Annotated in this window: 19 protein-coding genes and 1 riboswitch; of the genes, 15 read left to right on the plus strand and 4 right to left on the minus strand. The window is 42.1% G+C overall.

Features of this window, described 5'->3' with window-relative positions; all coding sequences use genetic code 11:
* The first annotated feature begins 25 nt into the window (after positions 1–25).
* Positions 26–277 (plus strand): ferredoxin, encoded by a 252-nt coding sequence (locus H9631_RS08610; protein ID WP_191811841.1) that lies wholly within the window; start codon positions 26–28, stop codon positions 275–277.
* A gap of 168 nt (positions 278–445) precedes the next feature.
* On the opposite strand, the gene H9631_RS08615 is transcribed toward H9631_RS08610, so the two are convergent.
* On the minus strand, positions 446–1,045 hold the full coding sequence (locus H9631_RS08615) for a hypothetical protein (protein ID WP_191811843.1): 600 nt from the start codon (positions 1,043–1,045) through the stop codon (positions 446–448).
* Between the two features lie 561 nt (positions 1,046–1,606).
* Here H9631_RS08615 and H9631_RS08620 point away from each other — a divergent pair.
* The 10 genes from H9631_RS08620 to H9631_RS08665 all read left to right on the plus strand — a co-directional run bounded on the left by H9631_RS08620 (position 1,607) and on the right by H9631_RS08665 (position 12,500).
* Positions 1,607–3,925, plus strand: coding sequence for a xanthine dehydrogenase family protein molybdopterin-binding subunit (locus tag H9631_RS08620; protein WP_191811846.1), 2,319 nt, complete (start codon positions 1,607–1,609; stop codon positions 3,923–3,925).
* A 1-nt stretch (position 3,926) separates the two neighbouring features.
* A complete protein-coding gene (locus tag H9631_RS08625; protein WP_191811848.1) occupies positions 3,927–4,745 on the plus strand; it encodes an FAD binding domain-containing protein in 819 nt (272 codons plus the stop codon).
* 5 nt (positions 4,746–4,750) lie between these two features.
* The gene (locus H9631_RS08630; protein ID WP_191811968.1) at positions 4,751–5,233 is read left to right on the plus strand and encodes a (2Fe-2S)-binding protein; all 483 of its coding nucleotides are present in this window, start codon (positions 4,751–4,753) and stop codon (positions 5,231–5,233) included.
* Between the two features lie 274 nt (positions 5,234–5,507).
* Positions 5,508–6,353 (plus strand): MurR/RpiR family transcriptional regulator, encoded by an 846-nt coding sequence (locus tag H9631_RS08635; protein ID WP_191811970.1) that lies wholly within the window; start codon positions 5,508–5,510, stop codon positions 6,351–6,353.
* A gap of 214 nt (positions 6,354–6,567) precedes the next feature.
* Positions 6,568–7,383: a GNAT family N-acetyltransferase gene (locus tag H9631_RS08640; protein WP_191811850.1), complete on the plus strand. Its 816-nt coding sequence runs from the start codon at positions 6,568–6,570 to the stop codon at positions 7,381–7,383.
* Positions 7,373–8,479 carry an o-succinylbenzoate synthase gene (gene menC, locus H9631_RS08645; protein ID WP_191811852.1) on the plus strand — a complete coding sequence of 369 codons (1,107 nt, stop codon included), beginning with the start codon at positions 7,373–7,375 and terminating at the stop codon, positions 8,477–8,479. The genes H9631_RS08640 and menC overlap by 11 nt, the downstream gene beginning before the upstream one ends.
* 78 nt (positions 8,480–8,557) lie before the next feature.
* The gene (locus tag H9631_RS08650) at positions 8,558–9,628 is read left to right on the plus strand and encodes a YkvI family membrane protein (protein WP_191811854.1); all 1,071 of its coding nucleotides are present in this window, start codon (positions 8,558–8,560) and stop codon (positions 9,626–9,628) included.
* 576 nt (positions 9,629–10,204) lie between these two features.
* On the plus strand, positions 10,205–10,834 hold the full coding sequence (locus tag H9631_RS08655; protein ID WP_191811856.1) for a class I SAM-dependent methyltransferase: 630 nt from the start codon (positions 10,205–10,207) through the stop codon (positions 10,832–10,834).
* Positions 10,835–10,951: 117 nt separating this feature from the next.
* A riboswitch (SAM riboswitch) is annotated at positions 10,952–11,054 on the plus strand.
* A 365-nt stretch (positions 11,055–11,419) separates the two neighbouring features.
* Positions 11,420–11,752: a hypothetical protein gene (locus H9631_RS08660; protein WP_191811858.1), complete on the plus strand. Its 333-nt coding sequence runs from the start codon at positions 11,420–11,422 to the stop codon at positions 11,750–11,752.
* Positions 11,753–11,936: 184 nt separating this feature from the next.
* Positions 11,937–12,500 carry an FAD-dependent oxidoreductase gene (locus tag H9631_RS08665; protein ID WP_191811860.1) on the plus strand — a complete coding sequence of 188 codons (564 nt, stop codon included), beginning with the start codon at positions 11,937–11,939 and terminating at the stop codon, positions 12,498–12,500.
* Between the two features lie 264 nt (positions 12,501–12,764).
* On the opposite strand, the gene H9631_RS08670 is transcribed toward H9631_RS08665, so the two are convergent.
* From H9631_RS08670 to H9631_RS08680, 3 genes are read right to left on the minus strand one after another with little or no spacing between them, the layout of a single operon-like run.
* Positions 12,765–13,469 (minus strand): small-conductance mechanosensitive channel, encoded by a 705-nt coding sequence (locus H9631_RS08670; protein WP_191811862.1) that lies wholly within the window; start codon positions 13,467–13,469, stop codon positions 12,765–12,767.
* A 37-nt stretch (positions 13,470–13,506) separates the two neighbouring features.
* Positions 13,507–14,217: a DUF5058 family protein gene (locus H9631_RS08675; RefSeq protein WP_191811864.1), complete on the minus strand. Its 711-nt coding sequence runs from the start codon at positions 14,215–14,217 to the stop codon at positions 13,507–13,509.
* A 32-nt stretch (positions 14,218–14,249) separates the two neighbouring features.
* Positions 14,250–15,464: a M20 metallopeptidase family protein gene (locus H9631_RS08680; protein WP_318246790.1), complete on the minus strand. Its 1,215-nt coding sequence runs from the start codon at positions 15,462–15,464 to the stop codon at positions 14,250–14,252.
* Between the two features lie 367 nt (positions 15,465–15,831).
* Between H9631_RS08680 and H9631_RS08685 the strand changes: the two genes are divergently transcribed.
* From H9631_RS08685 to mdcA, 4 genes are read left to right on the plus strand one after another with little or no spacing between them, the layout of a single operon-like run.
* Positions 15,832–17,268 carry an amidase gene (locus tag H9631_RS08685; protein WP_191811866.1) on the plus strand — a complete coding sequence of 479 codons (1,437 nt, stop codon included), beginning with the start codon at positions 15,832–15,834 and terminating at the stop codon, positions 17,266–17,268.
* A 36-nt stretch (positions 17,269–17,304) separates the two neighbouring features.
* Positions 17,305–17,979: a GntR family transcriptional regulator gene (locus tag H9631_RS08690; RefSeq protein ID WP_191811868.1), complete on the plus strand. Its 675-nt coding sequence runs from the start codon at positions 17,305–17,307 to the stop codon at positions 17,977–17,979.
* Between the two features lie 14 nt (positions 17,980–17,993).
* Positions 17,994–18,917, plus strand: a complete 924-nt coding sequence (locus H9631_RS08695) for an ACP S-malonyltransferase (protein ID WP_191811870.1) — start codon at positions 17,994–17,996, stop codon at positions 18,915–18,917.
* A gap of 22 nt (positions 18,918–18,939) precedes the next feature.
* Positions 18,940–20,595 carry a malonate decarboxylase subunit alpha gene (mdcA, locus tag H9631_RS08700; protein WP_404801727.1) on the plus strand — a complete coding sequence of 552 codons (1,656 nt, stop codon included), beginning with the start codon at positions 18,940–18,942 and terminating at the stop codon, positions 20,593–20,595.
* The last annotated feature ends 2 nt before the right edge of the window (positions 20,596–20,597 follow it).

Genomic DNA, 20,597 nt, shown 5'->3' on the forward strand with positions numbered 1-20,597 from the left:
TGTTTTGCTAAAAGGAGATGATGAAATGGCTAAATTTACACGAGTTGACCAGGATACTTGTATTGCCTGTGGTGCTTGCGGAGGAATTGCCCCTGATATTTTCGATTACGATGAAGAGGGATTTTCCTTCAGCATATTAGACGATAATCAAGGAATTACCCCCGTGGAAGACGATTTGGAGGATGACTTAATGGATGCTCTAGATGGATGCCCAACTGAATCAATTAAAATCCAGGATAAGCCATTTGCGCATATAGAGGAAGAAGAGGCAGTGTGAAAACACCATAAAATCGAGTGGAGGAGAGATTAGTTCTCTCCTTATTTTTATTGTGAGAATTCTACATGAAAGGTAGAATTTCAAGATTTAGAGTTTATCCTTTCTCTATCGAGTTGTTCTGAAATGCTGAAATTTAAGTTGGCTAGGACAGAATTTCTCCTTTTAGGTCTACATATTTCTATGATTCCATCCAGATTTTCTTAGAATGAATTTGGTTATCCGCAGTTCAAGGATAAAAGCCAATATATAACTGATGATGGCGGCATGCATGATCACACCAAGAATCGTTAAAATAATAATGATTGCATTTCCGGTGACGGTGACCGGATGAAGGTTGCTTTTTCCAAAGAAAACAAGCGACATAAGGCATTCTTTTAAGGCGTCTTTATATGTAAGGATAGCGGGCTCCAAATGATACAAAGGGATAGTAAATAAAAAGACAAGGATCATATTGAAGGGAAGGAACATGATCAGCCTTCTCTTTTTCAGCTTGTCCACCATTGGTGAAGCAAAATGTTTGGTGATGACCTTTAAACGAAACAAATAAAAGATACGAGCGATCCTTGCAAGTTGAAAAATATTGTCCAGCGGAATAATGGCAATGAGTAAAAATGGATTTTCTTTTACGAAAGTCCATTTATTATCAGCCCGAAAAAAACGGATGGAGAAGTCCAAAAAGAAAACTGCCCAAATCGTCCAAGTAATGAAAATGGTTATACCGCTTTGAATCCAAATCGTTGCTACAGAAGCAACGGCAAAAAGGATCATGCAGATTTCAAAAATCAATTTTGTGCGGAAATAATGTTGAACGGCGGCCAGCTCCTTTCTTGCGTTTTTATGGGGTGATTTTTTTTCTTTTTATGGAGGTTGCAAGAGGAGATAGTCTTATACTTATCTAGCTGAGCAACCCCCTCCAAACAGAAAAACTTCAATGAATTGATTACAAGGGTTTTCTACCCTTAAGCATATTGTATCATCTTAAAATTGTGTCGCTTGTATCTGTCTGGTCCGAAAATCAGCAAAAGCACTAGAATTTATTTTCGGTTAGTTTTTCCGCAGTGATGAATGTCACCCAAACCATGCATTATCGTTTGATCCAAAAGAAAGATTCTGGATCAGTTGAATTAAAGTTTTTCTTTCCCTGTTTTCCATTTGGTTCAGAATTCCATCTTTCGTTCAACTTATAAAGATACATCATTCTTCTTTCCCAAAAAGTATCACTAGTCTATTTTTCATGAATTCGTGACCTACTTCTTCAGTAAAATCATCTAACTCGCCCCTCCATCATAAGATGAAATAACATGCCTAATGCGGATAGAGGTGGTTGGAATGGATATCATTGGACAAAGTGTGCCCCGGAAAGAATCCTGGGATAAAGTGAATGGCAAAGCAAAGTATACAAACGATTTTGAGTCTCAGGAAATGCTGTACGGCAAGCTTGTGACCAGCCCATATGCTCATGCAAAAATCATAGAAATTGATCCATCTGATGCTCTTGGAATCAAGGGGGTCCGTACGATTGTAACCGGAGGGAATTTTCCACTTACGGGTGAAGAGATGCGCGACCGTCCGCCGATTGCCGTTGATCGAGTACGGCATTATGGAGAGGTAGTTGCTATCGTTGTCGCAGATACCCTTGCAACAGCTCAGCTTGCCGCAGCTCAAATCCGTATTACATATTCTCCTCTCCCGGTTGTGAATTCCCCAAGTGAAGCTCTCCAAGCGGGTGCTCCCCTGATTCATGAAAAGCTTGGAAGCTATGAAAAGATCGCCGGTGTATATCCGGAGCCGGGGACAAATATCGCATCAAAAATCAAAATCCGCAAAGGGGATATTAAGGAGGGCTGGGAAGAGAGCGATGTTACAATGGAAGGCTCTTTTTCATTTAACCCATCGGATCATGCGGCAATGGAAACTCGCTGCTCCTTTGCGCAAATCCATGAAAATGGAATCGTCGAAATCACTTCTTCATCACAAGCTCCCTTTATGATTAAAAAGCTGATTGCTCTGTATTTTAACCTTCCAGCAGGCAACATCCTTGTAGAAACTCCGCTGGTGGGCGGAGCTTATGGCGGGAAGGCGTCCGTTCAGCTAGAGATATTGGCATATATTGCTTCAAAGGCGATGGACGGCAGGCTTGTAAAAATAGTTAACGATAGGGAAGAGGATATGGTTACTTCACCTGGACATATTGGCCTGGAGGCTATAGTCAAACTTGGGTGTACAAAAGACGGAATCTTAAAAGCTGCAGAGCTTCTGTATTTATGGGACGGCGGAGCCTATGCAGACAAATCAATTGACCTAGCTAGGGCAGGGGCTGTTGACTGTACGGGACCTTATCGGATTGAAAATATATATTGCGATTCGCTTTGTATGTATACAAACCATCCTTATCCTGCTCCATTTAGAGGTTTCAGCCATTCGGAGGTTCATTTTGCTTTTGAGAGGGCAATGGATATGCTTGCAAATAAATTAAACATGGACCCGCTTCATTTAAGAGAAATAAACGCAATCAAGCCAGGCGATACGACACCTACCCAAGTAAAATTGAATACAAGCATCGTTGGTAATGTAGAAGAGTGTATTACCAAGTTAAAAGAATTAATCCATTGGAAGGATGGACAGAGGATTGAAGTTGATGAAAACACAATAAGAGCCAAAGGGATCAGTTGTATTTGGAAAACTTCTACAATTGATACAAACTCTAGCTCAGGCATCGTCTTAATGTTTAATCCAGACGGGAGCATTAACTTAATGTCCGGCGTTGTAGAAATCGGAACAGGAACGAAAACGGTCCTGGCGCAGATGTTAGCAGAAAGATTAAAAATGCCGATTGAAAAAGTCTATGTTCAAATGCTGGTGAATACTCAAAATACTCCGGAGCATTGGAAGACCGTGGCGAGCAGAGGAACGTTTATGGCTGGAAGAGCGGTCCTCAAAGCTGCAGACGATGTCATTTCGCAATTAAAGGAGAGGGCTTCCTGCGTTTTGCGCGCCCCAACTGAAGATTTGGAAGTGGGATATGAAAAGGTCTTTATTCGAGATGCTCCTGACATCTATATTTCTGTAAAAAATATTGCAAATGGTTATGTATTTCCCAATGGCAACACGGTTGGTGGCCAGATTATTGGCAGTGGAACATACACACTTAGACATATGACTCGGTTAGATAAAGAAACAGGTGCAGGGAGGCCAGGACCTGAGTGGACAGTTGGCGCGCAAGGTGTGGAAGTTGAAATCGATACAAGGACATACCGTTATCAGTTATTAAAGGCTGTATCCGTCATTGATATTGGCAGAGTTTTAAACCAGAAGGCAGCTGAAGGCCAGGTGATGGGGGCAATGAGTATGGGCCTGTCCTTTGGAGGGAGGGAAACCTTTCTTTTTGACAACTATGCAAGGGTTCTTAATCCTCAGCTCCGAACGTACCGGCCGATCCGGTTTGGAGAGCAGCCCGAATACAGTGTCGATTTTGTTCAGACCCCGCAAATTGATGCGCCATATGGAGCACGGGGCGTTGGAGAGCATGGTCTGATTGGCATGCCAGCGGCGTTAGCGAACAGTTTATCTACGGCGTTGCAGGTGAATCTCAACCGTTTGCCTCTAACCCCAGAATTATTATGGCGAACAAAAGAAGGGAGGACATAAATTGCTGCCGGCTTATGTGGAATATTACCGTCCTGGGCAGTTGAGGGAAGCAATAGAATTGTTCCAAAGGCTGAAGCAGGAGAACAAAGCACCGATATATTGGTCTGGCGGAACTGAAATATTAACACTAGGCCGTCTGAATATTGACACGCCACGCTCTGTTATTGATATAAAAGGAATCCCGGAGATGATGGTGTTGGAAGAAACAGCGGCATTCTTCACAATCGGCAGTGCTGTTCCTTTGACGACTCTCGAAGAGGAGAATCGTTTTCCGTTACTGACCGCTATTTCAAATGGAATTGCTGACCGAACCGCACGAAACAAGATTACAATTGGAGGAAACATTTGTGGGAAAATTTTTTACCGGGAAGCGGTTTTGCCTTTCCTGCTGGCGGACAGCCGTGTTCTTATCGCAGATCCTCAAGGGAGCAAGGAAATCCCTATTAATGAACTAATATTGAAAGAAGGGCAGCTGCTTGTATCTATTCAAACGGATGCAACCTTTCTTCAGCTGCCTTTTGCAGCTCAGAAAGTTCGAATGCAGTGGGAGACCGGTTATCCTCTCATCACCGGGGCGGCGGTGAATGCATCCGGCAAGATAAGAACAGCTTTCAGCGGTCTTTGTCCCTTTCCGTTTCGGTCATCAGCGATGGAAGAAGAATTAAATAGGCCAGAAGTGTCTATTGAGAATAGGGTAGAGCAAGCTTTGAAGCAAGTCCCTGAACCAATCCTGGAAGATATAGAGGGATCGAAAGAGTATCGTCTCTTCGTATTGAGAAACCTATTGATGGATTTTCTGCTTGAATTGGAGGGAGCCTAGTGGAAATGCGAGGATGCTCAGTAGAAATAGAAATAAACGGTGAATTGGTCAATGTTGACGTACGAGCCGGCGAAACGCTTTTGCATGTTCTTCGAACTAAGCTTGGATTGACAGGAGCCAAGCCCGGTTGTCTGAATGGAGATTGCGGAGCCTGCACAGTCATGGTTGGAGGACTTCCTTTTAAATCCTGCATTATGTTGGCGATGGAAGTCCCAGGTCATAAAATCACTACGATTGAAGGGTTGCGTGATACGCCAATTCAGCGCGCTTTTATCGAGCATTTTGCTTTTCAATGCGGCTACTGTACGCCAGGCTTTATCATTAATTGCCATTCACTGCTTCAAAACCATCCAAATCCCTCAAAAGAAACGATCAAAAGCTGGCTCTCGTCGAACATATGCAGGTGCACAAGCTATCAAGAAATCAACGAAGCAATGATGTCTGTGATCAATGAGAAGGAGACTATGGCATTAAGTAAGAAGTATTAAAAAATATCAGGAAAGCACGAGAAATCAACTTTATGAAAATTGATTCTCGTGCTTTTTAAGGGTTCGACGCAGTGACTTTATTTTTTAAAAAAGAGCTGTAAAGCTCCGATTCTGAAGGAATAACTAGCTATGAATGGAAACAAATAACCATAAATTTTCTGAAAAGTAATTGTGTCGAGACGATAAGTATGATAAGTTTATAAAATGGAATGAAGTTTAAACTTCAATTTTAATAAGATATAAAGTTATAACTTCTTTATGTGGGTGAACAGTGATGGAACTGATGGAATTGATTCAAGACCGGTACAACCATCTGTCAAAGGGACAGCAAAAGGTTGCCAAATATTTACTCAAGAATCCAAGGGAATTTGCACTACATTCAGCTAAAGAAATTGGAGATCAATCCGGTCTTAGTGAGACGACGGTCATCCGCTTTTGTTACGCAATTGGCTTGTCAGGATATTCAGAGCTCCAAAAAACGGTGCGGGATCAGATTATTTTTGAAAAAAGCAGCTTAACCAGCTACTATTCTTCGAAATTAGAATTAATGGATGAACCCCGTTTTTATGAGCAGGTAATGGGAAAGGACAGCCAGTTCATCCAGGAAACGATCATGCGAATCAACGAGGCGGATTTTCATAAAGCCATTGATCGTTTGGCTTCAGCTGAGCAGGTATATATATGCGGGTTGAGATCATCTTTTCCAATCGCAAACTGGCTTGCTTTTTCACTTGGAATTGTCAGAAAAAACGTTCAATTAATCCGTAGGGATACAGATGATGTTCTATCTATGATCTCAGGGATGAACAGCGGTTCTGTCCTCATTGCTCTGTCTTTTCATCGGTATATGAAGGAAACACTTCATATTGCAGAAATTTCCAAAAGCAAAAAGGCATGCATCATTGGAATTACGGATTCTCCGGTTGCTCCGATCCGGGATGTAGCTGATATTTTGTTGCCGCTCCATTCTGCGGAAATGTCCACCTTGGATATTGCACCGGCATTAATTTCGTTCATCAATGCTATTGTTGCGGGTGTAACCATCAAGCATAAGGGGAATTTTGAAAAACGAAAAGAAGAATATGACAGAATCAATAGCGAAGGATTTTTCTATAGTTAATCTTAACTTTATTCAGCAGAAATCTCCCACATCTGTAAGTGGTGAGATGAATGCCTATTGGTATTCCATTCAGTGGGGGTTCAAACCCCGGCTGAATAAAGTCAAAGCCTCCGGCGGATGCCACAGATTTCCATACAAAATTTATCGAGCGGAGCTCGATAAAATCTGGCCGCAAATACGCCAAGGCGAATTTGATAATAAAGAGGGAATTGAAATGGTTGAAATACGTACACTTCAAACAATTCAAGAGTTACAGTTTGTACAGGAATTAGAGAAAACGGTTTGGGGAATGGAGCCAATTCCAGTTCATCAAACGATTACGGCAGTCAAGAATGGCGGGCTGATGCTGGGTGCTTACGTTGAGGATAAGCTTGTAGGAGTCAGCTATAGCTTTCCGGGGTATGCCAATGGAAATACTTATTTATGCTCGCACTTGCTCGGAGTACATCCGGACTACCAGCATAAAGGGATTGGAAGACAGTTAAAGGAAGAGCAGAAAGAAGCCGCATTAAAATTAGGATATACCATGATGACCTGGACGTACGATCCGCTTGAAAGCAAAAATGCCTACTTGAATTTATCCAAGCTAGGCGGAATTTGCTCGACATACGTGGAAAACTGTTATGGAGACATGGATGATTCACTGAATGCCGGACTTCCGACGGATCGCTTTAAATTGGAATGGTGGATTGACCGTCATTTTGTCATTCCAAAAAGCGAGAAACAGTTCAGCATCCCCTTTGAATTGGTGCAAGAAAGCGTGCCAAAGCTGGTTGATGTGGAGTCAGCCCTATCTGGAATAGAGGAGAATGACATTGTTTTTGTCCCAGTTCCCGTCTTTTTCCAGGAATTGAAACAAAAAGACAAGCTGCTCGTTATCGATTGGCGGATGAAGACTCGGAAAATTTTCCAAACTTTATTTGCCAAAGGGTATGTAGCGGTTGCACTTGAAAGACAGCAAGCAGGACCTGTTCACTTTTATAAACTAGTAAAACAAGAATTAATGGGAGTTGAAAAACATGCAAATTAAGGAAGTAACCTTGCGTCATTTGCAAATGAAGCTGAAGTTTCCATTTACAACAAGTTTTGGGACATTCCAAGACAGGGATTTCATTTTACTTGAAGCGAAAGATAAAAATGGCCATTCAGGATGGGGAGAGTCAGTGGCTTTTCATTCACCGTGGTACAGTGAAGAAACGATGAAAACAAACTGGCATATGTTAGAGGATTATTTGATTCCTGCATTATTGAATCAAGAAATCACACATCCGGACGAAGTGTCCGAGGTTTTTTCAAACATCCGCAAAAACAATATGGCGAAATCTACGATTGAAGGTGCTGTATGGGATTTGTACAGCCAGGAACAAGGTATCTCCCTTGCTTCTGCACTTGGTGGAAAAAAATCAAAGATAGAAGTCGGCATTAGCATCGGTATTCAGGACACAGCTTCGGATCTTTTACGCATTATTGAAAAACACGTAGAAGAAGGCTATAAGAGAATGAAGGTTAAGATTAAGCCAGGCTGGGACGTTGATGTAATGCGTGAAGTTAGAAAAGAATTTCCGGATGTTCCGCTCATGGCAGATGCGAACTCTGCTTATACGTTAAAGGATATCGATACATTAAAAGCATTAGATGAATTTGATCTGATGATGATCGAACAGCCTTTGGCATCGGATGACATTATTGACCATGCTAAACTCCAACAAGCTATTTCCACTCCGGTTTGCTTAGACGAAAGCATCCATTCCTATGAGGATGCCAGAAAAGCCATTGAATTGGGGAGCTGCGGGATTATCAACATCAAAATTGGACGTGTGGGCGGTTTATCCGAGTCCAAAAGAATTCACGACTTATGTGAAAGCCATCATAGCCCTGTTTGGTGTGGCGGTATGCTGGAATCAGGAATCGGCCGGGCTCACAACGTGGCTCTCACCACTTTGTCTAACTTCATCATGCCGGGAGATACGGCTGCTTCTTCACGTTATTGGGAAAAAGACATCATTACTCCGGAAGTCACGGTTGAAGATGGATACATTACTGTTCCTAATAAACCGGGTATCGGCTATGAGCCGGACCTGGAAACAATTGAAAGCTATACAATCGAGAAGAAAACATACAAGTAAAATAGCGAGGGAAGAAGCGAGTTCTTTTTCCCTGCTCATCAAATTGACAAAAAATTTAAACAATAAAAGGGGAACATCATGAAAAAAAGCATTCAAATAGGCGGCGCTTTTATCGGTTTAATCGTTGGAGCCGGTTTTGCTTCCGGTCAGGAAATATTACAATTTTTTACAAGCTTTGGCTGGCTAGGAATAGCCGGTTCAGTAGCAGCCACTTTGTTATTTGCCTTTCTGGGGATGAATCTCGCTCAATTGGGGAGCCGTCTCCAAACCAACTCCCATAAGGAAGTTATATATCATATTTGCGGCAAATATCTTGGAGTGATCGTTGATATTCTAATGACCTTCTTTTTATTCGGTGTTACGGTTGTCATGTTCGCAGGGGCAGGCTCCATATTCGAACAGCAATTTGGCATACCAGGTATCATTGGCAACATTTTACTAGCACTTATAACAATTATTGTTGTTTGTCTTAATATCGAAAAAGTCATTTCGGCTATTGGAGTAGTGACGCCGTTTCTGATTTTGGCGGTGATTATCATTGCTATTTATTCATTATCTACAATGGACGGCACTTTTGCTCAAATGCAGGAAGTAGCAAACGCTCAGAAACCCGCAGCTTCCAATTGGGTGCTTGGGGCACTTCTATATGTTTCTTATAACATTGCAGCCGGAGCCGCAATGCTTGCTGTTATGGGAGGTTCTGTAAAAGATGAAAAAACAGCAGGATGGGGCGGAATTATTGGTGGAGTCGGCTTGGGTGTTTTGATTTTTCTTATCAATATCGGAATGTTTGCGAAATTTGATGTTATCTCGGGAGCAGATATGCCGATGCTCTATTTGGCAAACGAAATTTCTCCAATCTTTGGTGCCCTTATGTCCGTCGTATTATTGGGAATGATATTCAACACTGCGGTAGGCATGCTGTACGCCTTTACTGCACGGATTAGTCAAACAGATGCACCGAAGTTCAAAGTCCTTGTCGTCATTTGCGGAATTGCTGCATTCGCCGCAAGCTTTGTCGGCTTTATCACACTTGTAGGAACAGTCTATCCTACAATGGGTTACCTAGGATTTACGTTGATTGCAGCGATTATTGTGGCTTGGTTCAGGTGGAGGAAAAAGCCGGATACTAGTAAACCTGCGTCTTAAATGAGAATTTTCTTTTAAACTTTATTCAGTAGAAGTCTCCCAGTTCTGTATGTGGTGGAATGAATGCCTATCGGTATTCCATTCAGTGGGGCTCAAACCCCGGCTGAATAAAGTTAAATCCTTTAGCGGATGCCACAGACTTTTAGAGGAAGAGGAAATGTATCGAGCGAAGCTAGATAAAATCTGGGCGCAAATACGCCAAGGAGCATTTGATTATTGGCGCAAACCTTGATCTGTTGGCTGGCTCATTCATTTATAAGGTTGAAGAAAAGCGGTTGTGAGGACGAGGTCAATTAGTTAAAGCGGAATAGTACAGGAAGATTCCCGGCTAATCCTTATTCAAATAAAACCAGTCACTAAGAGCAAGGAAAGTTTACTGTCATTAGCGTATTTCAAATAAAATGGTCACTAACAGTGCACTAAATTCAAGGATGAAAAATGCTTCTGTTCGCCTATTTTAACAAAACATCCAATGGCCGCTGAGAGAATCATGTTCCACTGATTTTCCGACGGCCTCTATTTCTTTTATCTGACAGGTGCTATATTTAAGTAAACTAGAGCCGAGGAAGTGATGAGTTGGAAAAAGAGAGACTGGTACGGGTTTTTGATCGACAGGCAGCAAAATATGAATCAAATAAGGAATCGTCTAATCTAACAAAGTGGCGGAGAGCACTGCTCAGTCAAGCAGAGGGAGAAGTACTTGAGCTTGCTGTCGGAGCAGGGGCCAATTTTCCATACTATCCTCCAGATGTTAACATAACGGCTGCTGATTTCAGTAAGGAAATGCTGGCTGCGGCTAGAAAGAAAGCAGCCAACTACCATATACAGGCTAAATGGGTTTGTGCAGATATTGAAAAATTGGAATTTGAGCCTGATTCCTTTGATACAATTGTTTCGACATTGTCTTTTTGCTGTTATGAAAATCCTTTAGAGATGTTGAAAAAAGTCCAATGTTGGTGCAAACCTGATGGGAAAATATTACTGTTCGAGCATGGGAAAAGCTCTAATATTTTTGTTTCTGGAGCCCAAAGGGTTTTAAATCCGCTTTTATATAAAATGATCGGTTGCCATCAAACACGCGATATATTAAACCTGGTACATGAATCGGGATTAGCAGTACAAAGGGCAGAAAGCCACTGGCTGAATATGTTTCATATGATCTGGGCAAGTCCGGAGAAGGGCTTTAGCTGCCAAAAAAACAGGTAATGTTTCCAGCTCTTTTTTACATAGAAGGCAGTTTCGTCTTAATCACTAAAAATGTTACTCTAGAGTAGAATCGGTTTGCACAAAGCGCAAAAGTCGTTTATACTTTCATAAAATAAATAGTTATCAAGAGTGGTTGAGAGATCTGGCTCAAGGATACCACAGCAACCTGCGGAAGTAAGGTGCTCCTACCAGCAAAGCAAAACGCTTTGGGTGATAAAACGGACTTTGGGACCCCTATTTGCATCCATTGCCAAGGGGTTCCTTTTTTAAAAATAAGAAAGCATAAAATTAGATTTTATTGTCTTGCTACTGGCGCCATCGGCTCGAGGTCACAAATCGCAAGGAAGCTTATTCAGGAGGAATGTGCTCCTGCGCCAAAGCTTATTCGAGAAGCCTTGTTCAACTCATCGCAAAGCTACAAGAAGCATATTCAAAGTTGCTTCTCACGATGTAATTAAGTTAGCAGCTTTGCTGTGGGGCCGCCTCCTCGCAATTCGCCTTGTACTTGTCGCCTAAAGCTGCGCGCCTTGCGTTTTTCTTCATATCTTCAAAGGCGTTTTGGAAAAATTCAAGGAGGAAACATATATGAGTGATGTAAGAAAGTGGCTTCGGGAACAGAGGGTGCCGGATGCCGTGTACGGGGAAAATGCTGATGCAGAATTATACTTAAGAAAAAAAGTTGAAATTGTTGCAGAAAGAGAGAATATCGACCTGATTGTCAAAGAAACTTCGGACGGGTTTGAAGTGTTATGGTACGACGATATCGTTTGGTTCGGAAGGGACATTGATATCGACTTTCTTCGGACTATCAGCGGGAGTACGCTTGAAGAGATGCTGGAAAAAAGAATAGAAAGATTGAGAGAATTCAGGGCGCCTGCCTTGGAGCTTTTCGATGAATATTTTAAAGAAGAGAATTAATAAATGGCTTTTTTACTGCTATTTCGTCAGAAATTCCTCATTTCATACCGAAGGTTTTTCAGAACTTGATTGATAGGGACGATGGAACAGTCTACGAAACTCTATTTGAGCATCTTCTACTGTATTTTTCAGAAAATATGCTATACTGAAAGCTATTGAGAATCCGTCAAGGGAGTGGATACATATGTATGATATCGCGATTATTGGAGCAGGTACAGCCGGAGGAAGTGCGGCCATCTTTGCGGCTAAAGCAGGAAAGAAAACACTTGTCATTGACAGTGGAAAAAGCATGACCAAGCGTGCTTTGATCTTGAACCATTACGGAATTGAGGAAATCACTGGCCCAGAGTTGATTGAAGTCGGACAAAAGCAAGCAACAAACTTTGGTGCAGAAATCGTTCAGGACACAGTTGTGAACGTAGTAAAGGCCGAAAACGGATTAAAGGTTGAAGGTGAAAGCGGAACATACGAAGCCAAGCATGTCATCCTTGCAACCGGTGCTCTAGCTACATTAGCCGAGAATATAGGCGTCAACACGAAGGCTGGAACAGAGCCACGAATTAAGACGATCGTGGACGCCGGAATAGATGGAAAAACAAACATCGAGGGCATCTGGGCTGCCGGAACCGTTGCAGGCGTAAGTGTCCACACCATCATAACAGCGGGTGACGGAGCTAAAGTGGCAATCAACGTCATCTCTGAATTAAACGGCGAACGCTATGTTGACCACGACGTATTGAAAAATTAAGAAAACACAATTGGAGCAACTCCCGTGTTCATCCTTGAGTGGATCAGAGGAGTTGCTCTACTCTTTTATAAAAGCTCTAACACAGTCTTGTAAGAAGAATACATATACAAATCCAAATTGTCAAACTTATTCAAGCAGCAGATCTTCCTGTAAAAAGCACCACGTCAGTCATAAAAATCAGTTGAGTTGATAGGTAGACTTAAAAGTGTTCTCGCCAATTCAGCGGGAGCGCTCATCTGTATCCTTCCTTATACAACACCCAAACTATGAAGCTCCTTTTTCACTTTTTAACTTTTCGATATACAATATTAAAGTTATTGTAATAGCTACGCATAGTGCAATCTTAATAAAGCCGATGATGGGTGAGAGAAGTACAGCCAACCCAATCATGGAACCAATTAATCCGTATAACGGGGTTTTAAAGGCAAATTGACCGAGAACAGCACCGAATATGGCAGGAAGTATAAAATTAAAGGCACTTTTCACCACATCTGGTAGCATCATAATAATATAGGATCCGCCCAAAATAACAAAGACAATCACTATTGTATTTACTAAGCAAGCAGCCGCTATACCAAAAACTCCAGCAATCTCGCCTTTATTAGATCCATTTTCTGCCCCAATCGCTTCTTGGGCTGCGGCAGAGCATGGCAGGCACAGATTTGCAATGTTTCCTGAAAGGAAGGCAAGGTAGGTGCCGGCAATTCCGAGAATAGGGTAATAAGTAATCGGTTCTATCACCCACATGACGCCTATGAAGCCAGCATATCCAATCAATCCAGCAATAATTGGACCCCAGCCGGGATGGGCTCCAACAATAAATGACATATACAGAGGGGCGGATATAGAAGCTAAAATTGTCATCAACAAAGTCAATCGTCCCCAAAAGTGAGCTTTGTTATGAAAACGTGCCATGCTCTCATTGATACCGATATTCCCCTGTAATATTTTTTGTGGATTAAGGGCCATTCGTTTTCCTCCTCATATTCCAAAGTTTTTGCAAGGCTTAAATAAGTGAAACAAGGTATCCACAATACATTCCAACAACCATTGATATTGCGAGTGCCCATTCTTTTAACCAAGATTTATTGGTTTTTTTAGCGATGTATAATATAGCAAACGTCGTAAGTATTGCCATAATACCAGCAATTGCCGAGCTTATATCAATGATCATTCTGTCAACAGCCAAGTATCCGAAGGCCCCCATCATAGCCGCAGCCGATACAACGCCCATTAATTTTGGGTTTTTTGCTTTCAATTTATTTTGAATATTCCCGAGGGATTTTGTAAAAAGAAATGCAAAGATCAGCCATCCCATTCCACCAATGCACATTGTCCAGACAACTGTTGAGAAGGCTTCAACTGTAAAAGATTCTGTTCCCAGTCTGGTTCCAAACGCATTTGCACCAATTTCTGCAGCTGCGGCTTCAGTCGCAGCAGACCCAATAATACCGATTCTCATCATTGTTAATGGAGATCCAATTAATGCAGTAAGCGAAATAATGACGACTCCGATACCCACAGAGGGCCCAATTGATCCGATTATCCCGGTTTTGATGGCAGTTCTCACTTCTTTCGGAGTCATTCCGATCTCAGGCGCTGTTTTCTTAGCCATTCTAATGAACATTAAAGCCTGGAAAATTACGATAAATATGACAATAAAGGCAATGATCCAAACGGGTGCAGCATGAGAAGCTTTCATGACTTCTGCTATCAATGAACTCTCTCCTTCCATACTCTTTTTTAATTTTATCGAATCGTTTCTTTATCTGTGGTCATTTTGCTTTTATTGAGTGATAAGAACTCCGATACAAGCCCAATAAAAAGTTTACCAATATATAAGATAGCCTGTTCATCTACATCAAATTTTGGATGGTGATGAGGATAGATTTTTGTCTGGTCTTCCAATGCACCGCCGACCCAAAAGAAGGAGCCGGGCCGCTCTTTTAAATAATAAGCAAAATCTTCCATACCCATTTGTGGTGAAGTTCGTTTAACCGTTTCTTTCCCGAATAACGACACCGCTACTTTTTCAACACGTTTTGTCTCTTCCGAATGGTTGATCAGAGCCGGATAGCCGCGTGTATAGTTATAATCGATGGATGCTCCGAGTCCGCTGCATGTAGATTCAGCAATTTGTCCAATAGCTTGCTCGATATGATCCCGTACGGTTTCCTTAAAAGTTCGCACTGTACCGGTAATTTTCGCTTTATCAGGAATCACGTTATACCCCTCTCCACCATGAAAAGATGCCACGGTAACGACGGCTGAATCAATAGGGTTAACTTGCCGACTAACAATTTGCTGCAAGTTTAATAGCAATTGACTCCCGGCAACAAGAGGATCTACAGTTAAATGGGGGGTTGCAGCATGTCCGCCTTTACCAGAAATCTCTATTTCGAATATGTCGCCATTTGCCATTGCATAGCCTTCTTTAATCCCGATCCTTCCAAGAGGGTCTGTTGAACTGACATGCGCACCATAGACGATATCCACATCTTGCAGACAGCCATCTTCAATCATCGCTTTGGCTCCTCCAGGAATAACCTCTTCCGCGAATTGATGGATAAACACTATGTTGCCATTTATATTGTCGCGATTCTCACTAAGAACTTTGGCCACACCTAAAAGAGCAGCTGTATGCAAGTCATGGCCGCAAGCATGCATGACACCAGGAATACGAGATTTATAGTCGACATCCTTTTCATCCTGAATAGGCAAAGCATCGAAATCAGCACGGAGAGCTACTGTTTTGCCAGGATTGTTCCCTTGAAGGGTTCCGACGACTCCGCGGCCGCCTACTCCTGTTCTCACTTCTAATCCAATGGAAGTCAGGAAGTCTGCAATTTTCTTTGGAGTATCTTCCTCCGTATGAGACAGTTCCGGATACATATGTAAATCTCTTCTGAAGTCAACTAGCTCTGGATACAGTTCTTTCAATCTAACAAAATACTTTTCCATCAATACATATCCCTCTTTTCGCAATTTTTATGAACCTCACCAATTTGAATGCGCTTCCATTTATTGTCGACAATTTATATACTGCATTCTATTAAATATCTTTTGTTGTGTCAATGATTAAAAATTAAAATTTATCAAAAAATAATTACATCAATAAAACTCCGATACTAAATTCCTATTAAAACGGGACTATAATTCAATTTTTGAAATATCATTTGACGAATAATAATTGAGTGAATTGTCTAAAAAGCATTGAAACAAATTAGGTTTGTTTATATAATATTAAAAACATGACTATTATTGTCGACAATTATTTTTGGTTCTTTCTATGCATTTTAAAAAAATGAATAAAGGTAGGAGTTGTTCAATGATGAGTGAAATTTGTTATGATACTGCCCGTAATCTGGCCAAATCCATTCAAAATCGTGAGTTATCGGCTCGTGAAGTGATGGAAGCGCACTTGGAACAAATTGAAATGATAAATCCAAGTGTTAATGCTATTGTTTCTCTAAATGCAGAAGTGGCTTTAAAGTCTGCCGATCAAGCAGATCAAATACTGGCTTCCGGGAAAAAGACTGGCCCATTCCATGGTCTTCCAATTGCCATTAAAGACATGCATAATGCAAAGGGCTTTCCCATGACCAGTGGTTCTTTGGCATTGCGTGACAACGTTTCCAAAGAGGATGATCTTATTGTAGAGAGGTTAAAAAATGCTGGAGCTATCGTGATTGGAAAAACGAATGTTCCAGAGTTTGGTGCAGGTGCCCATACGTTTAATGAGGTATTCGGACCAACAAGGAATCCTTACAATCTTAATCGCACTGCTGGAGGAAGCAGTGGGGGAGCAGCTGTTGCAGTCACAACGGGCATGCTACCTTTTGCGGATGGCAGTGACATGGGGGGCTCTTGCCGCTTTCCGGCTGCTTTCAATAATGTGGTGGGAATGAGACCATCACCGGGAAGGGTACCTGCTTACCCAAAAGCAGCCACTTATTCCACACTTGGCGTTCAAGGGCCGATTGCACGAAATGTAGAAGATGCTGCTTTTATGCTGTCAGTGATCTCGGGTTATGATAATCGTTCACCGATATCGATCCACGAGTCCGGAGAGATATTCTTAGACCCATTCAAAAAGGATATAAGCGGGCTGAGGGTGGCGTGGACCTGTGACTTTGGCGGGGAAATTCCAGTCGATCCGGCGGTAAGAAAAAATCTCCAGGAACAATTAAAGGTATTTACTGATTTAGGCTGTCATGTTGAAGAAGCAAGTCCGAATTTAGCGGAAGCAGATGAGGTATTCCATACTCTAAGAGCTTGGGAATTTGAAATGGCTGGCAGGGATCTGTTTGATAAATTTAGTGATGTAATGAAATCGAGCTTTATCTGGAACTTTAATAAGGGGCGCCAACTGCGCGGGGTAGATATAGGAAGTGCGGAGAGACTACGGAATGTGCTATATCACCGAATGAGAGTATTTTTTAATAAATACGATATTTTTATCCTGCCGGTCAGCCAAGTTTCTCCTTTTGATGTCAATATAGAATATCCTGCAGAAATAGACGGAACAAAGATGGAACATTACATAGACTGGATGCGTTCCTGCTGTTATATTTCAGCACTTGGCAACCCGGCATTGTCAGTGCCGGCAGGTTTCACCTCTGATGGTCTCCCGCTGGGTCTTCAAATTGTTGGGCCTTACCATGCGGACTATGAAGTATTGCGCGTTGCTTATGCATTTGAACAGGCAACACAATATGGGAATACCCGGCCAGCTTTGTCTATAGACGAGCATGTTCATACAGACTAAGGTATATAATTATGTGAAAAAAGGAATGAAAAACTTTTGAGGACTCCAAAGTATGCAGATAATGTTTTATCCAATACAATTGCTGAACATATTACGGAACAAATTGTATCAGGGGAGCTGGAACCCGGAGAAAAACTAGTTGAAGATAACTATGCGAAAGAATATGGAACAAGCAGGGCGCCAGTAAGGGAAGCCATTTATATCCTGGCAATTGAGGGGCTTGTCGAAAGGATTCCGCATAAAGGTGCCATTGTTAAAAGATATCTAAAAACTGAAATTTATGATCTGTTGGAAATCCGCAATATGTTGGAGAAAATGGCAGTGGACCGGATAAAAGAGCATGGAATCGATCAAAAACTACTGGAAGAAATGAAAGAAATTTTAAATCGAATGAAGGCGGTCGTTCATGATGTCCGCTCATATACACAATTAAATCATTCATTTCATAAGTGTCTCATTAAGATGAGCAAGAGCAGTACAATCATGGAAATGTATTTGCGTCTGGGCTGGCCGCTTTTAAGAGTGCAAAATCTTTCATTTGCCAAGACTGGGAACATTGAAAAGTCGATTGCTGAGCATGAGAAAATAATTGAACTGTTATCCAAACAATATATGGCTGAGTTATCAGATGTACTAATAAAGCATAACGAAGATGTCATCTCAAGCATTACAGCCATTATTGATTTGCAAAATTTGTCCAACGGAAACTGAAAGGAATGTGTGGAATGAAGTCAGCCTTTTTATTTCCGGGCCAGGGTTCCCAAAAAACTGGTTTGCTAACAGAACTTCCATCTTCTAAGGTAGTGGAAAATATACTCGCAGAGGCCAGCGATGCTTTAGATAAAGATATCTTTCAATTCCATACAGAGAGTGCACTTAAGTCGACAAAAGCTGTGCAAATTGTACTTTTGACTGCTGGGGTAGCCACCTACAAACTATTTGAATCAGAAGGGCTCAAGCCTGATTTTGTAGCAGGACACTCTGTTGGAGCATTCGGTGCAGCGGTAGCAGCAGGTGTGATCGGTTTTGCGGATGCTTTGAGAATTGTAAAGCTGAGGGGCGAATTGATGGAGAAGCTTTATCCAAGCGGCTTTGGAATGGGAGTTGTCCTAGGACTGGAAAAAGAAAGAGTAGAAGATTTGGTCGCCAGGCATTTTGAGGAGCGTTATCCCGTATTTTTGGCCAATCACAATGCGCCGGATCAAGTGACGGTATCCGGCGCATTGCGAGGGATTGAAGAAAGCTTGCAGCTTGCACTTCAGCATGGTGCTCGATGTGCATTTTTATTGGCGGTTAACACCCCTTCTCACTGCCCGCTTTTATCGCCGGTTTCAATTGCACTTGATAAAGCATTTAATAACGTTATTTTTCACAAACCTGTTATTCCTTACGTAGGAAATCAAAGGGCTCGTATGCTGTTTAACGCGGAAGATATTCGGAGAGATCTCGTTGAAAGCGTCGCTGCACCTGTCCGATGGCATGATGTGACAACTGTTTTATATGAAAAAGGTGTGCGGCTTTTCATAGAGATGATTCCTGGAAATATATTAACAAGATTAGCAGAAAAAGCCTTCCCTGAAGCAAGAGCCTTATCCGTATCAGAAAATGGGTGGGAAGATTGCTGCTATTTAGCTCGGAATGTTATTTAGAATGGGGGAAATAAGAAGATTGGTGACAAAACAAGAGTTAACAAACACGAGATCATGGACAACAAGATTGGATGCAAAAAAAAGCCGGATTGAAAGTGTGAAAAAGCTTGTGGATGGGATGATTATTCCAACCGATCGAATTGTGGAGATACTGGAAAGGTTGCTTCAAGCAAGCGATCGTGTAGTTCTTGAAGGGAACAATCAGAAGCAAGCCTCTTTCTTATCAAAAGCGTTATCTCAAGCGGACCCTCAAATTTTACACGACTTACACATGATTATTCCCAGTATATCCAGGCCGGAACATTTGGATCTGTTTGAATACGGGATAGCGAAAAAGGTTGATTTCTCCTATGCTGGCCCACAAAGCTTGCGAATGGCTCAAATGCTGGAAGATGGACAGCTTACAATGGGGGAAATCCATACATACATAGAGCTATATGGGCGCCTTTTTATTGATTTGATTCCTTCCGTTGCTCTAGTAGCTGCGGATAAAGCTGATCAAAACGGAAATCTGTATACGGGGCCTAATACAGAGGAGACACCCACACTTATTGAGGCAGCAGCTTTTCGAGATGGGATTGTGATTGTTCAAGTAAATGAACTAACAGATGAATTGCCGCGTGTAGATGTTCCCGGTTCCTGGGTGGACTTTATTGTTGTTGCTGATCAACCATACGAGCTGGAACCTCTGTTTACACGTGACCCACGTCATATTACCGATATCCAAATCTTGCAGGCGATGATGGTAATCCGAGGTATCTATGAAAAGCACCAAGTACAATCATTAAATCATGGGATTGGATACAACACTGCAGCAATTGAATTACTACTGCCAACTTACGGAGAATCATGGGGCTTAAAGGGAAAGATCTGTAAACATTGGGCGTTAAATCCTCATCCTACCTTAATTCCGGCGATTGAAAGCGGCTGGGTTGAAAGTGTCCATTGTTTTGGCGGGGAAGTAGGAATGGAAAAATATGTGGAGGCTCGCAGGGATGTATTTTTCACCGGTCCTGATGGAAGCCTGCGATCTAACCGAACTTTGTGCCAACTGGCGGGGCAGTACGCAGTTGATCTGTTTATCGGCTCTTCTCTGCAAATGGATCACGAAGCAAACTCTTCTACTGTTACACGTGGCCGGCTTGCAGGATATGGAGGAGCACCCAATATGGGACATAATCCCGGAGGACGCCGCCATTCTTCACCAGCTTGGTTGAATATGATGACTACGGAAGATCCTTTGGTCCGTGGAAAGAAACTTGTTGTGCAAGTAGTAGAGACCTTCCAAAACGGAAATAAGCCCGTTTTTGTTGATTCACTCGATGCCATTGATGTAAAAAAGGATTCTAATCTTGCTGTTGCGCCGGTGATGATTTACGGGGAAGATGTAACACACGTAGTAACAGAAGAGGGAATCGCCTACTTATATAAGACGGACAGTATTGAAAGAAGAAGAGAGGCTCTTTCGGCAATAGCTGGTGTCACGCCTGTTGGTCTCAAGCAGAGTTCCGCTCGAATTGAGCAATTGCGCAGGGAAGGGTTGATTGCCTATCCGGAAGATTTACAGATCCGGCGGACAGATGCAAAAAGATCGCTGCTCGCAGCCAAGAACATAGAGGAAATCGTTGAGTGGTCGGACGGGTTATACGAGCCACCCGCCAAGTTTAGGAGCTGGTGAAC

The organism is Bacillus norwichensis (assembly GCF_014836955.1).
Taxonomy (GTDB): Bacteria; Bacillota; Bacilli; order Bacillales; family Bacillaceae_C; genus Siminovitchia; species Siminovitchia norwichensis.

Bases quoted from the DNA above. Each gene is read 5' to 3' on its own strand.
- H9631_RS08640 (WP_191811850.1), top strand. From the start codon at position 6,568: ATGGTTGAAATACGTACACTTCAAACAATTCAAGAGTTACAGTTTGTA.
- H9631_RS08650 (WP_191811854.1), top strand. From the start codon at position 8,558: ATGAAAAAAAGCATTCAAATAGGCGGCGCTTTTATCGGTTTAATCGTT.
- H9631_RS08665 (WP_191811860.1), top strand. From the start codon at position 11,937: ATGTATGATATCGCGATTATTGGAGCAGGTACAGCCGGAGGAAGTGCG.
- H9631_RS08615 (WP_191811843.1), bottom strand. From the start codon at position 1,045: ATGATCCTTTTTGCCGTTGCTTCTGTAGCAACGATTTGGATTCAAAGC.
- H9631_RS08635 (WP_191811970.1), top strand. From the start codon at position 5,508: ATGGAACTGATGGAATTGATTCAAGACCGGTACAACCATCTGTCAAAG.
- menC (WP_191811852.1), top strand. From the start codon at position 7,373: ATGCAAATTAAGGAAGTAACCTTGCGTCATTTGCAAATGAAGCTGAAG.
- H9631_RS08610 (WP_191811841.1), top strand. From the start codon at position 26: ATGGCTAAATTTACACGAGTTGACCAGGATACTTGTATTGCCTGTGGT.
- H9631_RS08695 (WP_191811870.1), top strand. From the start codon at position 17,994: ATGAAGTCAGCCTTTTTATTTCCGGGCCAGGGTTCCCAAAAAACTGGT.
- H9631_RS08670 (WP_191811862.1), bottom strand. From the start codon at position 13,469: ATGGCCCTTAATCCACAAAAAATATTACAGGGGAATATCGGTATCAAT.
- H9631_RS08630 (WP_191811968.1), top strand. From the start codon at position 4,751: ATGCGAGGATGCTCAGTAGAAATAGAAATAAACGGTGAATTGGTCAAT.
- H9631_RS08685 (WP_191811866.1), top strand. From the start codon at position 15,832: ATGAGTGAAATTTGTTATGATACTGCCCGTAATCTGGCCAAATCCATT.
- H9631_RS08660 (WP_191811858.1), top strand. From the start codon at position 11,420: ATGAGTGATGTAAGAAAGTGGCTTCGGGAACAGAGGGTGCCGGATGCC.
- H9631_RS08620 (WP_191811846.1), top strand. From the start codon at position 1,607: ATGGATATCATTGGACAAAGTGTGCCCCGGAAAGAATCCTGGGATAAA.